The organism is Streptomyces sp. NPDC033216, from assembly GCF_055577115.1.
The window spans coordinates 274,998-288,643 of the sequence record NZ_JBVIQK010000002.1 but is presented as its reverse complement, the minus strand read 5'-3'; the positions used below and the strand labels follow the sequence as shown (position 1 = coordinate 288,643).

The 13,646-nt window shown below is 72.7% G+C and carries 13 protein-coding genes; 6 read left to right on the top strand and 7 right to left on the bottom strand.

All coding sequences use genetic code 11. The annotated features are described in order from the left end of the window. Positions 1-129 precede the first annotated feature (129 nt). On the top strand, positions 130-1,053 hold the full coding sequence (locus ACZ5Y0_RS04770) for a helix-turn-helix domain-containing protein (protein WP_469127165.1): 924 nt from the start codon (positions 130-132) through the stop codon (positions 1,051-1,053). 533 nt (positions 1,054-1,586) lie between these two features. Here ACZ5Y0_RS04770 and ACZ5Y0_RS04765 read toward each other — a convergent pair. Next, positions 1,587-2,834, bottom strand: a complete 1,248-nt coding sequence (locus ACZ5Y0_RS04765; protein WP_469127164.1) for a L,D-transpeptidase — start codon at positions 2,832-2,834, stop codon at positions 1,587-1,589. Positions 2,835-3,064: 230 nt separating this feature from the next. Next, complete coding sequence (locus tag ACZ5Y0_RS04760; protein WP_469127163.1) at positions 3,065-3,442, bottom strand: hypothetical protein; 378 nt, start codon at positions 3,440-3,442, stop codon at positions 3,065-3,067. 109 nt (positions 3,443-3,551) lie between these two features. On the opposite strand from ACZ5Y0_RS04760, the gene ACZ5Y0_RS04755 reads away from it, so the two are divergent. Further along, positions 3,552-3,872, top strand: coding sequence for an LAETG motif-containing sortase-dependent surface protein (locus ACZ5Y0_RS04755; RefSeq protein ID WP_469127162.1), 321 nt, complete (start codon positions 3,552-3,554; stop codon positions 3,870-3,872). 42 nt (positions 3,873-3,914) lie between these two features. Beyond that, the gene (locus ACZ5Y0_RS04750; RefSeq protein ID WP_469127161.1) at positions 3,915-4,703 is read left to right on the top strand and encodes a hypothetical protein; all 789 of its coding nucleotides are present in this window, start codon (positions 3,915-3,917) and stop codon (positions 4,701-4,703) included. A gap of 51 nt (positions 4,704-4,754) precedes the next feature. On the opposite strand, the gene hutH is transcribed toward ACZ5Y0_RS04750, so the two are convergent. The 3 genes from hutH to ACZ5Y0_RS04735 all read right to left on the bottom strand — a co-directional run bounded on the left by hutH (position 4,755) and on the right by ACZ5Y0_RS04735 (position 8,426). Continuing rightward, positions 4,755-6,293: a histidine ammonia-lyase gene (hutH, locus tag ACZ5Y0_RS04745; protein WP_469127507.1), complete on the bottom strand. Its 1,539-nt coding sequence runs from the start codon at positions 6,291-6,293 to the stop codon at positions 4,755-4,757. A gap of 85 nt (positions 6,294-6,378) precedes the next feature. Next, entirely contained in the window at positions 6,379-7,521 is a 1,143-nt protein-coding gene (locus tag ACZ5Y0_RS04740) for a GGDEF domain-containing protein (protein ID WP_469127160.1), read from the bottom strand. Positions 7,522-7,625: 104 nt separating this feature from the next. Then, positions 7,626-8,426 carry an enoyl-CoA hydratase/isomerase family protein gene (locus ACZ5Y0_RS04735; protein ID WP_469127159.1) on the bottom strand — a complete coding sequence of 267 codons (801 nt, stop codon included), beginning with the start codon at positions 8,424-8,426 and terminating at the stop codon, positions 7,626-7,628. 395 nt (positions 8,427-8,821) lie between these two features. Here ACZ5Y0_RS04735 and ACZ5Y0_RS04730 point away from each other — a divergent pair, with 395 nt between their 5' ends. Then, positions 8,822-9,322, top strand: coding sequence for a hypothetical protein (locus tag ACZ5Y0_RS04730; protein WP_469127158.1), 501 nt, complete (start codon positions 8,822-8,824; stop codon positions 9,320-9,322). 10 nt (positions 9,323-9,332) lie between these two features. Here ACZ5Y0_RS04730 and ACZ5Y0_RS04725 read toward each other — a convergent pair whose 3' ends face one another. Both ACZ5Y0_RS04725 and ACZ5Y0_RS04720 read right to left on the bottom strand, forming a co-directional pair. Next, complete coding sequence (locus tag ACZ5Y0_RS04725) at positions 9,333-10,463, bottom strand: adenylate/guanylate cyclase domain-containing protein (RefSeq protein WP_469127157.1); 1,131 nt, start codon at positions 10,461-10,463, stop codon at positions 9,333-9,335. 384 nt (positions 10,464-10,847) lie between these two features. Beyond that, complete coding sequence (locus ACZ5Y0_RS04720; protein ID WP_469127156.1) at positions 10,848-11,720, bottom strand: biotin--[acetyl-CoA-carboxylase] ligase; 873 nt, start codon at positions 11,718-11,720, stop codon at positions 10,848-10,850. A 110-nt stretch (positions 11,721-11,830) separates the two neighbouring features. On the opposite strand from ACZ5Y0_RS04720, the gene ACZ5Y0_RS04715 reads away from it, so the two are divergent. After that, positions 11,831-13,423, top strand: coding sequence for an acyl-CoA carboxylase subunit beta (locus ACZ5Y0_RS04715; RefSeq protein ID WP_469127155.1), 1,593 nt, complete (start codon positions 11,831-11,833; stop codon positions 13,421-13,423). A gap of 9 nt (positions 13,424-13,432) precedes the next feature. Then, positions 13,433-13,639, top strand: a complete 207-nt coding sequence (locus ACZ5Y0_RS04710) for an acyl-CoA carboxylase epsilon subunit (RefSeq protein WP_469127154.1) — start codon at positions 13,433-13,435, stop codon at positions 13,637-13,639. Positions 13,640-13,646 lie beyond the last annotated feature (7 nt).

The window sequence follows — 13,646 nt, the reverse complement described above, 5'->3', positions numbered from 1 at the left end:
CGGACCGGGCACGGGGTCCAGCCTGCCCCCTGTCGCGGCGCTCACCCAGGCCTCACCTGTGCCTACGTCCGCTGTGCCTACCACTGGCGGGGGCAGGATCGCCCGCGTACGACCGTGAATACTGGAGGCATGGACGAACAGGCCGAAGCCGTACCGCAGCCCGGCGGGCGTCTGGACCGACGTGCCGAACTCAGCGAGTTCCTGCGCACCCGGCGCGCCCGGCTGAAGCCGGAGGACGTGGGGCTGCCCGACTTCGGGCGGCACCGCCGGGTGCCGGGACTGCGGCGCGAGGAGCTGGCGCTGCTGGCCGGGGTGTCGGTGGCGTACTACACGCGCCTGGAACAGGGCAACGGACGCAACGTGTCGGCGGAGGTGCTGGACTCCATCGCCCGCGCGCTGCGGCTCACCGACGCCGAGTACGCCCACCTGACCCATCTCGCCAAGCCGAAGCAGCACAAGAAGCAGCCGGCGACGCGGGCCCCGCAGGTGCGGCCGGCGCTGCGGCAACTGCTGGACCTGATGGACGGGGTGCCGGCGTACATCGTCGGGCGGCGGACGGAGATCCTCGCCTGGAACGCGATGGCGGCGGCCGTGTTCGGGGACTGGGGCGAGCTGCCTGCCGCCGAGCGGAACTGGGCGCGGCTGGTGTTCCTGCGGCCCGACTACCGGAATCTGTTCGTGAACTGGGAGCAGAAGGCGATCGACATCGTGTGCGTGCTGCGGATGGACGCCGGCTGCTGTCCGGACGACCCGCGGCTGTCCGCGCTGGTGGGCGAGCTGTCGGTGAAGAGTGAGGACTTCCGGCGGCTGTGGGCGACCCATGACGTCAAGGAGAAGACCTACGGCGCGAAGCTGCTGCACCATCCGCTCGTGGGTGAGCTGTCGCTGAACTTCGAGGGGTTCGGGCTCCTCGGCGAGAGTGAGCAGGTGATGGTGACGTATCACGCGGCGCCCGGTTCGCCCTCGGCGGAGGCGCTGCGCCTGCTGGCGAGCTGGGGGGCCGACGCGGGCCGCCCGATGTCCGCCGCGCCGAGGCCGCCGCTGTCGGCCTGAAGCGTACCGAGCGGGTCCGTCCAGCCCTGGTCGCCGGTGCCGCGCCGCGGCCCGGGAGGAGGTCTCGGCGCCGCCCGCCCAGGCCCGGAGGGTGGGCGCGGCGGAGCCTCGGCCGCACACCGACGTGGCCCTGTGGTGGCGCGTCTCCTCGGTGTTCCGCGAGGTACGGGCGGGTCTCCATGAAGAAGAGGACGGGAAGCGGGCCCGAGGCGCGGAAGCCGTCGAGGCCGGTCCCCGGCACAGGCTCGAGGCGCGGAAGCCGTCGGGGTGGTTGCAGGTCGAGGTGACGCGCGGGACGGACGCGGGACGGACGCGCGAAGTCCGCGGCGCGGCGGGCGGCTCGCGGCGGTCGGGTTCGTGGTCCACGCGCTGCGTCGCGGCAGCGAGCCGTGCGGCGGCGGGGGGCGGACGGCGGACGGCGGACGGCGGACGGCGGACGGCGGACGGCGAGGAACCCTCTCAGGCGTGCCCGGCCGGGAAACACCGATGCCGCCCCTGGGGGCGGCATCGGGACGCTGTGAACGGGCTGTGCGTCAGGCGGCGGAGCCGGCCTTCCACTGCGCCCAGTCCATGTTCCAGCCGTTGAGGCCGTTGTCCGGCGAGACGGTCTTGTCACCGGTGTTCTGGACGACGATCACGTCACCCACGATCGAGCTGTTGTAGAACCAGGCGCCCGGCGTGCTCGGGTCGTTGGCGCCCTTGGTGTCGGACAGGCCGACGCAGCCGTGGCTGGTGTTCACCGAGCCGAAGATGGACTTCGCGCCCCAGTAGTTGCCGTGCACGAAGGTGCCGGAGTTGGTCAGCCGCATGGCGTGCGGCACGTCCTTGATGTCGTACTCGCCCTTGCCGTCGTCGTCGGTGAAGCCGACCGTCGCGCCGTTCATCCGGGTCTCCTTGAACTTCTCGGAGATCACCATCTGGCCCTCGTACGTCTTGTTGTCGGGCGAGCCGGCCGAGATCGGGATGGTCCGCACGGTCTTGCCGTCCTGCGTGACCTTCATCTGCTTGGTCTTCGCGTCGACGTAGGTGACCTGGTTGCGGCCGATCTTGAAGGTGACGGTCTTCTGCTGGACTCCGAAGACCCCGTCGGCACCCTCGACACCGTCGAGCGCGAGCTTCAGCGTGACGGTGGAGTTCTCCTGCCAGTAGTTCTCGGGGCGGCAGTCCATGCGGGAGGCGCTGAACCAGTGGCAGACGACTTCCTGGCCGCTGGTGGTGTTGACCGTGACGCCCTTCTGGACGGCGGCCTTGTTGGTGATCTCCTTGTTGAAGTTGATGGAGACCGGCATGCCCACGCCGACGGTCGAACCGTTCTCCGGCGTGAAGTTGCCTATGAAGCTGTTGTCCGGGGAGACCGTGGTGAAGGAGGCGTTCTCGTGGGCCACCAGGCCCTTGGTGTCCTCAGCGGTCGCCGCCAGCTTGTACGTCGTCGAGCGCTCCAGCTGGACGCTGGGCTTCCAGCTCGTCTTGTCGGCGGACAGCTCGCCGGCCACCGCACTGCCGTCGGCCGCGGTCATCGTCACCTGGGTGAGCGTGCCCTTGCTCACGGTGACGGTCGCGGAGTTGTTGATGGAGGCGTTGTTCGACCCGTCCGCAGGTGTGATCTTGATCTGGGCCTCGGACGACTTCTGGGCCGCCGCCTCGTCGGCCTTGGCCTGCGAGGAACCCCCTCCGCCGTCGGCCGCGTCGCTGTCGCCGCCGGAGCACGCAGAGAGCACCAGAACACCACCGAGCAGTGCGGACGCGGCCATGAGACCCTTGCGCCGCCTACTGTCCGTCATCACACGCTTCTCCATCGTCGCCGATTCCCGGTACCGGGAGTCCCCGTCAAGACCTTCAACGCTACGACCGGTTCGCCCCGTTCCACACAAGCCCGCTGTGTGGGCCACACCACGTCCGCGGACCCTCGGTCCCCCCGGGCCGGTGGTGCGGGTGCCGGTCAGTGCGTTCCCTGAGACGACGAGACCCCGGGCGGCGGTTGCCGCCCGGGGTCACGAATTCCCCAAGACGCTCAGCCGATTCCGCCCGCGCGGCCGTCCTCTTCGGCGTCCGCCCCGCCGTTCTCGTCGTCATCATCGTCGTCGAGATCCCAGTCGGGCGAATCGGGGTCGTACTCGACGGGCTCGGTGGACCAGGACGCCTGCTGGAGTTCCACGCCGGGGATCTCGCTGACCAGGTCGAACGGATCAACGAGACAGGCGAGGGCCTCCGCGGTGTCTTCCGTCACAGCGCTCTCCGCGTGCGCGTGCTCACCCTCCGGCACCCCAGGCTCCGCGGCCTCGTCCGCGAGCCGCCGCAGCGCGGCCTCGGTGAGGGCGTCCTCGTCGTCGATCTCCAGGACGAGTTCAACGCGAAGGCGGACATATCGGGACGTGTTTTCCATGGTCATGCCCGGAGCGTACGACTGTCGGCTCCCGCAACTTTCCCGCGACCCGCGACTTTCATTAGCATCGGCCCACACGGCCAATTCGCCAGCGCCACAAGGGGATCGATATTCCGTGTCATCCGCTCGCCGTCCGTTGCTCACCGCCACCGCCGCGGGAACCCTGCTGGGTGCCCTGTGGTTCGTCCCGAACGCCCAGGCGACCCCGGACGAGCCGACGAGAGCGGCCGTGACGACGCAGGTCACCACCCAGGCGCGGGCCGCCTCCACGGACAGCGCCGGCACCGCTCTCACCGGCGACACGTCCGCCGACACCCGCCTCGCCGACACCGGAAGCTTCGACACCACGCCGTACATCGTGGGCGGGACCAGCCTGCTCGCGCTCGGCGCCGGTTTCGTGGTGTATTCCGTTCGCCGGGAACGCCTGGGTTTCTGAATTGATTTGACGCTTACTTGACCCGACCTTCATAGTCCGCTCATGAAGAGATCATCGGGGGCGCGGCTGTGCGCCACGGCCACTGTCGGCGCACTGTCGCTCGTCCTCATCACGGGCTGCTCGGACGAGGGGTCGAAGAAGGACTCCAAGGGATCCTCGGAGGGTTCCGCGTCCTCGGCCCCGGCCGCGAAAGCGCTGACCGCGGCCGAGCTGGAGAAGCTGCTGCTCGCCCAGGGCGAGGTCAAGGGCTACAAGGTCGACGCGGCCGACGCCAGCCTGCCGGCCTCCAAGAGCGCGGCGAAGGTCGACAAGTCCGCGTGCGAGCCGCTCGTCTACGCCATGTCCGCCCTCCCGCCGGGTGACACGGACGCGGGTGCGCGGAACACCGTCACGGAGGACAAGTCGGCTCAGGCGGGCACCAAGTCGCCGGAGGACATCAGCGAGGCGGACATCGCCGACGCCTTCAACGTCACCGCGACGCTCATCGGCCTCTCCTCCTACGAGGGCGACGGCGCCGAGAAGACGATGAAGGCCGTCACCGACGGCGTCACGGCATGTGCCGGCGGTTTCGGCATGACCGCCGACGGCGAGACCCAGAAGGTCACCAAGGTCACTTCGGCGAAGGGCTCGGGGGCCGGCGAGGAGTCCGCGGCGTTCACCGTCGTCGCCGACACCGACGGGGACGGCACGGCCACGTTCCAGGTCGAGGTGGTGCGCAGCGGCAGCACGGTCGCCACGTTCTACGGGATCAACCTCGGCGCGCTGGCCAAGGGCGGGGAGTCCAAGGTTCCGGCCGCCCTGGTCCAGGCGCAGGCCGCCAAGCTCAAGTAGGCACGAAGCGGCCCTGTCGCACGCCGGGTGCGGCAGGGCCCCTTCGGCGTCCTAGCGGAGCGGCCCCGTCACCGTCTCCACGGCCGCGACGAGCCGTCCGTCGCGCACGAAGGCGTCGGCCGCGGCGAGGTCGGGCGCGAGGAAGCGGTCCGGTCCCGGACCCTGGACCCCGGCCTCGCGTACGGCGTCCAGGACCGCGCGGGTCGCGGGGGCGGGCGCCAGCCCCTCGCGCAGCTCCACGGCGCGGGTGGCGGCGTACAGCTCGACGGCGATGACGCGCGTGAGGTTGTCGACGGCGGTGCGCAGCTTGCGGGCCGCCGACCAGCCCATGGAGACGTGGTCCTCCTGCATCGCGGAGGACGGGATGGAGTCGGCGGAGGCCGGTACGGCCAGCCGCTTCAACTCGCTGACCAGCGCGGCCTGCGTGTACTGGGCGATCATCAGGCCGGAGTCGACGCCGGCGTCGTCGGCGAGGAACGGCGGCAGGCCGTGGCTGCGGTTCTTGTCCAGCAACCGGTCGGTGCGGCGCTCGGCGATCGAGGCGAGGTCGGCGGCGGCGATGGCGAGGAAGTCGAGGACGTAGGCCACCGGGGCGCCGTGGAAGTTGCCGTTGGACTCCACGCGCCCGTCGGGCAGCACGACGGGGTTGTCGACGGCCGAGGCCAGCTCCCGCTCGGCGACGAGGCGCGCGTGGGCCATGGTGTCCCGCCCGGCGCCCGCGACCTGCGGGGCGCAGCGCACCGAGTAGGCGTCCTGGACGCGGGGCGCGTCGTCCTGGTGATGCCCGGTCAGCTCCGAACCGGCCAGCACGGCCAGCATGTTGGCCGCGGAGTCGCCCTGACCCGGGTGCGGGCGGATGGCGTGCAGCTCGGGCGCGAGGACCTTGTCGGTGCCGAGCAGGGCCTCCAGCGACAGGGCGGCCGTGACGTCGGCGGACTTGTACAGGCGGTCCAGGTCGGCGAGCGCCATGATCAGCATGCCGAGCATGCCGTCGGTACCGTTGAGGAGGGCCAGGCCCTCCTTCTCCCGCAGTTCGACGGGGGCGATGCCGTGCTCCGCGAGCAGCGCGCCGGCGGGCCGTACGACCCCGTCCGGGCCCTCGGCGTCCCCCTCGCCCATGAGGGTGAGGGCGCAGTGGGAGAGCGGGGCGAGGTCGCCCGAGCAGCCGAGGGAGCCGTACTCGTGGACGACCGGGGTGATGCCGGCGTTGAGGAGGTCGGCCATCGTCTGCGCGACCTCGGGCCGTACGCCGGTGTGCCCGGAGCAGACGGTCTTCAGGCGCAGGAACACCAGGGCGCGGACGACCTCCCGCTCGACGCGCGGCCCCATGCCGGCGGCGTGCGAGCGGACGATGTTGCGCTGGAGCTGGGCGCGGAGTTCCGGGCTGATGTGCCGGGTGGCGAGGGCGCCGAACCCGGTGGAGACGCCGTAGACGGGCTCGGGCTTGGCCGCCAGCGCTTCGACGATCTCGCGGGCGGCGGCGAGGGCCGCCACCGCCTCACCGGAGAGCTCGACCCGGGCGCCGTCGCGCGCCACGGCGAGCACGTCGGACGCGGTCACCCCGGACGTCCCCACCACCACAGTGTGCATATCCATATTCAGGAGCGTACGCAGTGAAGATGGAGATGTCACCAGTGGGGGCGGGGTCCACCCCTTACCGATGCGTCACAGCGGCTCAGTGCCGCCCGCGGAAGCGCCGCCGCTCCCCGGCCGGCCCGTGCGGCGGCTCGTCGGCGAGCCGGACCACCGGATCGTCGGGCCCCTCACGCCCCGCGACGACCGGCAGGGCGGCCCGGACCGCCTTGGCACGGTACTGGGCGGCGTCCGCGAGCCGGAACAGGCGGCGGGCCGAACGCACCGGCCCGATGGGGTCCTCGGTGGAGGCGACCCCGCAGGCCACGCCCTCGCCCAGCTCCAGATCGGCGGCGCGGCGGCACAGTTCGTGGGCGACCCCCACCACGTCGTCGGCGGCCGGCCCGACGGCGAGCAGACAGAACTCGTCCCCGCCGAGCCGGGCCGCCAGCGCGCCGGGCAGCATCGCCCCGCACAGCGACAGCACGGACCCGAACCGCTCCAGCAGCCGGTCGCCGACGGCATGCCCGCAGGTGTCGTTCACCCTCTTGAGTCCGTTGAGGTCGCACACGACGAGACTCACCACGTCCCCGCGCGTCCGGTGCCGCTCCACCGCCTCCTCCAGGCGTACGTCGACGGCGCGGCGGTTGGCCAGGCCGGTCAGGGCGTCCGTGAAGGCGAGCCGGCGGGCCTCCTCCAACCGCTCGGTCTGCGCGAGCCCGGCCGCGACGACGGCCGCCAGCACGGTCGCGAAGTCGGCGTCGCCCCGGTCGAAGACGGGCGTACCGGAGGAGCGGGCCACATACAGCTCGCCCCAGGCCCGGCCGTGCAGCACGATCGGCGCGACCACGCAGGAGCCCCGCCCGCGCCGGCGCAGGGCGGCGACCCGCTGGTGGCAGTATCCGGGGCGCCCTGCGGCCGGGCCCCGGGCCGTCTCCACCCAGGCGTTGGGCTCACCGCCCGCCACCCAGCGCTCGTGCAGGAACTCGGTGATCTCCGGGAACTGGTGCACCGGATACGCCTCCCCTTCCGGGAACTCCTCCTCGTCCGGCGCCCGGTCCCCCACGTTCACGAGGACGCGCAGCCGCCCGAGGTCCCGCTCCCAGACCGACAGCGCGGCGAAACCGCCGGCCAGCGCCCGACAGGCGCCGAGAGCCGCCGCGCGCCACGACTCCCGAGGCGTGCGCGCCGCCGCCATCCCCTGCGCCAGCGCCACCACCGCCACGAGGCGTCTGTCCTCACCCATCTCCCCAGGCTAGGGACATTTGCCCACAAAGGGGACCGCTGGCGGTGCCTGACGTCACGACGCGGAGTGACGGGCCCGGAGCGACGCCCCTTCGCCGGACCGGTTCACTCACCCGGCCATCGCGGCTCGCGCTTCTCGTTGAAGGCCGCGACGCCCTCGACCCGGTCCCCGGAGAAGGCCACCGTCCGCCAGGCGGCGTCCTCGACCTCCAGGCCGGCCCGCAGGTCCAGCCCCTGGCCAAGCCGCAGGGCCCGCTTGGCCGCACGCAGCCCCACCGGCGAGTTCGCCCCGATGCGCTCCCCCAGTGCCAGCGCCTCCTCCCGGTCCCGCCCCTCGTCCACCAGCACGTCCACCAGGCCCAGTTCCCGCGCCTCGGCGGCCTCGACCCGCCGCGCGGAGAAGATCAGCTCGGCCGCGCGGGCCGCGCCGACCCGCCGGGGCAGCAGCTGGGTCCCCCCGCCGCCCGGGATCACCCCGACCGACACCTCCGGCAGTCCCACCACGGCCGTCCGGTCGGCCACGATCACATCGCAGGCCAGCGCCAACTCGAAGCCGCCGCCCAGCGCGAACCCGTGCACCGCCGCCACCGTCGGCACCGGCAGCTCCAGCACACCCGTGTACGCCCCCCGCGCGACCGGCCGCTGCCGCATCAGCTCGGCATCGGACAGCGAGTTGCGCTCCTTGAGATCGGCCCCGACGCAGAAGGCACGCTCGTGCGTCGAGGTGAGCACGACGACGCGTACCTCCCGGTCGTTCCCGAGCGCCGTACAGGCGGCCGCGACGGACCGGGCCATCTCCGTCGACACGGCGTTCATCGCCTTGGGCCGGTCGAGGGCCAGCTCCGCGACGTGCCCGGCCCCCTGCCGCCGCACCAGCACGAACTCCCCGAACCGTTCCTCGCTCATGACACCCTCCGGGTTAACGCGGGTTAACAGACCTGGTTCACCCGATCATCGCAGCCGCGCCCCGCCGGGAAAAGGCCCGCCCGCATCCCGCTCGACCCCCGCCCACCCGTTCGAGTGACATCCCGCCCGACTCCGCCCGCACCGCCCAGGGGAGCGCATAACGTGCGTCCGCCACGGGGCAGAGGGGGCGCGACGACATCGGGGAGGGGAACGCGATGACGACCACACCGGTGAGGAGCCGGACCGGAAGCGCGAGAACGGGCCGGGCGAATGCGGGCCGGGCGAATGCGGGCCGGGCGGAGAAGGTCACCGGGGCGGTGGGCGACCACCCGGGGCCGGCCGGCCGCGCGCGGGGTCGGCATCGCCGGCCCCGGCGCCGGAAGGCGCTGTTCGCCGTGGGCGGGTTCGCACTGGCGGTGGGGGCGCTGAGCCTGCTGCGGCCGGCCTCCGACTCGGGCGTGGGCGCCGCCCAGGCCGAACCCCGGCTCCGGCCCACCGCGGACACCCGGCCGGAGGCCGCCGCGGAAACCGCGACCGACGCGGCGGCCGCGGCGCCCGAACCGACGTCCACCGCCCCCGCCCCGATGGGTGGCACGGGCACCTCCGGTGCGGTCGCCGGCGCCTCCCCGACCTTGGCGGTCCGTACGCCCGGCGGTTCCTACGGCCCGCGCACGACGCCACCGGCCGACGAAGGGCCGCGCACACGGGCGGCCACACCCTCCCGGAGGACGACTCCCCGGCCTCCCCGGACGTCCGGGCCCGCGGGGCCGACCGCGAGCCCGGCACCCGGCCCGACCACCGTCCCGCCCGCTTCCGGGCCGACGAGCCGTCCCGGAGGACTCTGCCTGCCGGTCGTCGGCCTCTGCGTGGACGTGCTGCCCGGCCCGGCCGACTGAGAGGCGGGAGCTATTCGGCGTCGGCGGCGTTCCGCCGCGTGAGCAGCCAGGGCTCGACCACACCGAGCCCGCGCACGGACCGCTGCCACATCGGCTGGAGCGCGAAGCGGTACACGGGCGGCTCCTCGCCCTCCTTCTCGGCGGCAGCCGCGGCCTCGGCGGCCTCCGCCTCCGAGGCGGGCGCGTCGCCGGTGCGGATCAGCTCCTCGGCGAAGGCACTGTCCACGAGCACGGCGTCCCGAGGCGCTATCGACGTCAGCCGGGAGGCCAGGTTGACCGTGGTGCCGAAGACATCGCCCATCCGGGTGGTCACGGTGCCGAAGGCCATGCCGACGCGCAGCGCGGGCATCGTGGCGTCATGGCTCATCGTCTCGACGAGCAGCAGCGCGATCTCGGCGGCGGTGCCGGCGTCGTCGGCCGCGTACAGCACCTCGTCACCGAGGGTCTTGATCAGGCGTCCGCCGCGGGCCGCCACCAGGTCGGCCGCGGTGGTCTCGAAGGCCTCGACCAGCTCGCCCAGCTCCTCCTCCTCCATACGGCGGGTCAGCCGCGTGAAGCCGACGAGGTCGGCGAAGCCGACCGCGAGCCGGCGGTCGACCATCTCCTCGTCGTCCGCGGCCTGCACGACCCGCCCCGCCGAGGCGGCGAGCTGCCGTCGCCACACGTAGACGAGGAACTCCTCCAACTCGGGCAGCAGCAGCTCGACGATCGGATACGTCACCTCGGTGCGGGTCATCCCCGGTTCGGGCGGCTCGGTCAGGCCCTCCAGGAAGGAATCGATCTGCCACTCCGCCAACCGGGCGGTGGTCTGCCCGGTGGACCGCGCGACCTGCACCGCCATGGCCTCGCTGAGCAGCCCCGCCTCGACGAGACCGGCCAGGCGGCGCAGGGCCAGTACGTCGGCCTCGGTGAGCGCCCTGGCCTGCCCGATGTCGGCGAAGCCCATGGCCCGCCAGAAGCGGGAGGCCAGTTCCATGGAGACACCGGCGCTGCGGGCCGCCTGGAACGGGGTGTAGCGGCGCTCGGCGCCGAGGATGAGCTGCTCGAGGCGCAGGGCGAGAGGGTCGTCACCGGGGTCGGCGGCCGGCACGTCAACCCGGCCGTCCGCGCCCTCGTCGGAGCCCGTGTCGTCGACGGTCACGCCTGCTGCCCTTCCGATCTATCGCGGTCAGGTTTCGACCGGCCTCAACTCTACGGCAGGTGTGCGCCAGCTCACTCCGTTCGGGAAAGCAGGGACGACGGAGCGGCGGGGCGGGTGGGTCACCCGGCGCTGGTGTCAGCGTCGCCGGGGGGTCCGCCCTACCGGACCGCCCGGACCCACGTCCGTCCTCGCCCCCACCCGCACCACGCCCGGCTGCGCCGGTGCGGGGGCACCGGTGCCGGCCCGGTCGGCTGTGTCCGGCCCGTCAGCCCGTCCTGACCCCGGCCGGGAGAGCCTGAGGGCGAGGCCGCCGTTCCGGCCGACAGCGGGGGTCCGGGAGCGCGGCCCTCGGGTCCGGGGCGGGAAGGTCCGGGCCCGGGCGACTCACGCCGGCCGCAGATGCACGATGTCACCCGCGCCCACCGGCTCGCGCACCCCCTCGGCCGTGGCGATCACCAGCCGCCCGTCCCCGTCCACGGCCACGGCCTCCCCCACCACCGACCGCTCGCCCGGCAATTCCGCCCGCACGGTCCGCCCCAGCGTCGCGCACCCCGCCGCATAGGCCTCCTGGAGCCCCGAGAGCGAGGGATCGCCCCCGGCCCGCCGCCACCGCCCGTACCACTCCTCCAGCGAACGCAGCACCCCTCGCAGCAGCGGATCCCGGTCCGTGCTGACCGCCCCGGCCAGCGCCAGCGACCCCGCCTGCGGCACCGGCAGCTCCTCGGCCCGCAGGGTGACGTTGATGCCGACGCCCACCACAACCCCGTCCGCCCCCGCCCGCTCGGCCAGGATCCCCCCGGCCTTGCGTTCCTCCCCGCCGACGGTCACCAGCAGGTCGTTGGGCCACTTCAGCGCCGTATCGACGCCCGCGGCCCGCGACAGGCCGGTCGCGACCGCGACGCCGGTCAGCAGCGGCAGCCACCCCCACCGCGCCACGGGCACCTCGGCCGGCCGCAGCAGCACGGAGAAGAACAGCCCGGACCGCGGGGGCGCCGTCCACCGCCGGTCGAGCCGCCCCCGCCCGGAGGTCTGCTCCTCCGCGACCAGGACGGCCCCCTCGTCGGCCTTCCCGGCGGCGGCGAGGGCGACCAGGTCGGAGTTGGTGGACCCGGTGCGGGGCACGATGTCGACCCCCGTCCACAGCCCGCCCTCCCGGACGAGCCCGCGCCGCAGCGCGACGGCGTTGAGGGGCGGACGGTCCAGATCGGACCACCGGCTGCTGTCTCCGGGGTTTCCTGCTGCATCTCGCGGCGTCATGCAAGCCACCCTAGGTGTGGTAAACGCCGCACTGCCGATCGGTAGGCCCGCCACTACTCTACGGATGAGTAACCGTCCCCCCCTTTGAGCAGGCAGGGAGCCGCATCCCGATGTCCGAGTCGGAAGAGATCGACATCCACACGACCGCGGGAAAGCTCGCGGATCTCCAGCGTCGTGTCACGGAGGCGACGCACGCCGGCTCCGAACGCGCCGTCGAGAAGCAGCACGCGAAGGGCAAGCTGACGGCCCGTGAACGCATCGAACTCCTCCTCGACGAGGGTTCGTTCGTCGAGCTGGACGAGTTCGCCCGCCACCGCTCCACCAACTTCGGCCTCGACCAGAACCGCCCGTACGGTGACGGCGTCGTGACCGGGTACGGGACCGTCGACGGCCGGCCCGTCGCCGTGTTCTCGCAGGACTTCACGGTTTTCGGCGGTGCTCTCGGCGAGGTGTACGGCCAGAAGATCGTCAAGGTCATGGACTTCGCGCTGAAGACCGGCTGCCCGGTCATCGGCATCAACGACTCCGGCGGCGCCCGCATCCAGGAAGGCGTGGCCTCGCTGGGGGCGTACGGCGAGATCTTCCGCCGCAACACCCACGCGTCCGGCGTGATCCCGCAGATCAGCCTGGTCGTCGGACCGTGCGCGGGTGGCGCGGTGTACTCGCCCGCGATCACCGACTTCACCGTCATGGTCGACCAGACCTCGCACATGTTCATCACCGGCCCGGACGTCATCAAGACGGTCACCGGCGAGGACGTCGGCTTCGAGGAACTCGGCGGCGCGCGCACCCACAACTCCACCTCGGGCGTGGCGCACCACATGGCGGGCGACGAGAAGGATGCCATCGAGTACGTCAAGCAGCTGCTGTCGTACCTGCCGTCGAACAACCTCTCGGAGGCGCCGGCGTTCCCGGAGGAGGCGGACCTCGCCGTCACCGACGAGGACCTGGAGCTGGACACGCTCGTCCCGGACAGCGCGAACCAGCCGTACGACATGCACACGGTGATCGAGCACGTGCTGGACGACGCCGAGTTCTTCGAGACCCAGCCGCTGTACGCGCCGAACATCCTGACCGGCTTCGGCCGGGTGGAGGGCCATCCGGTCGGCATCGTCGCCAACCAGCCGATGCAGTTCGCGGGCTGTCTGGACATCAAGGCCTCCGAGAAGGCGGCCCGCTTCGTGCGGACCTGCGACGCGTTCAACATCCCGGTCGTCACCTTCGTGGACGTCCCCGGCTTCCTGCCCGGCGTCGACCAGGAGCACGACGGCATCATCCGCCGCGGCGCCAAGCTGATCTACGCCTACGCGGAGGCGACCGTCCCGCTGATCACGGTCATCACCCGCAAGGCCTTCGGCGGGGCGTACGACGTCATGGGCTCAAAGCACCTGGGCGCCGACCTCAACCTGGCGTGGCCGACGGCGCAGATCGCGGTGATGGGCGCGCAGGGCGCGGTCAACATCCTGCACCGCCGCACGATCGCCGAGGCGGAGTCCGCCGGGGACCTGGAGGCGACCCGCGCCCGGCTGATCCGGGAGTACGAGGACGCCCTCCTCAACCCCTACATCGCCGCCGAGCGGGGTTACGTCGACGCGGTGATCATGCCGTCGGACACCCGTCGGCACATCGTGCGGGGCCTGCGTCAACTGCGGACGAAGCGGGAATCCCTGCCCCCGAAGAAGCACGGCAATATCCCCCTGTAAGGAGCCGCTGTGATCAAGGTCGTACGGGGCAACCCGACCCCGGAGGAGCTGGCCGCCGCACTGGCGGTGGTTCGCGCCCGCGCCGCGACGGCGACAGCCGAGCCGCCCGGCGCGCAGGGCGCCAGGGACTCCTGGTCGGACCCGTCCCGCATCGCCGACCGTCGGCTGCCCTCACCGGGCCCGGCGACCTGGAGCCGCACGTACTGGCCGGGCTAGCCCGGCC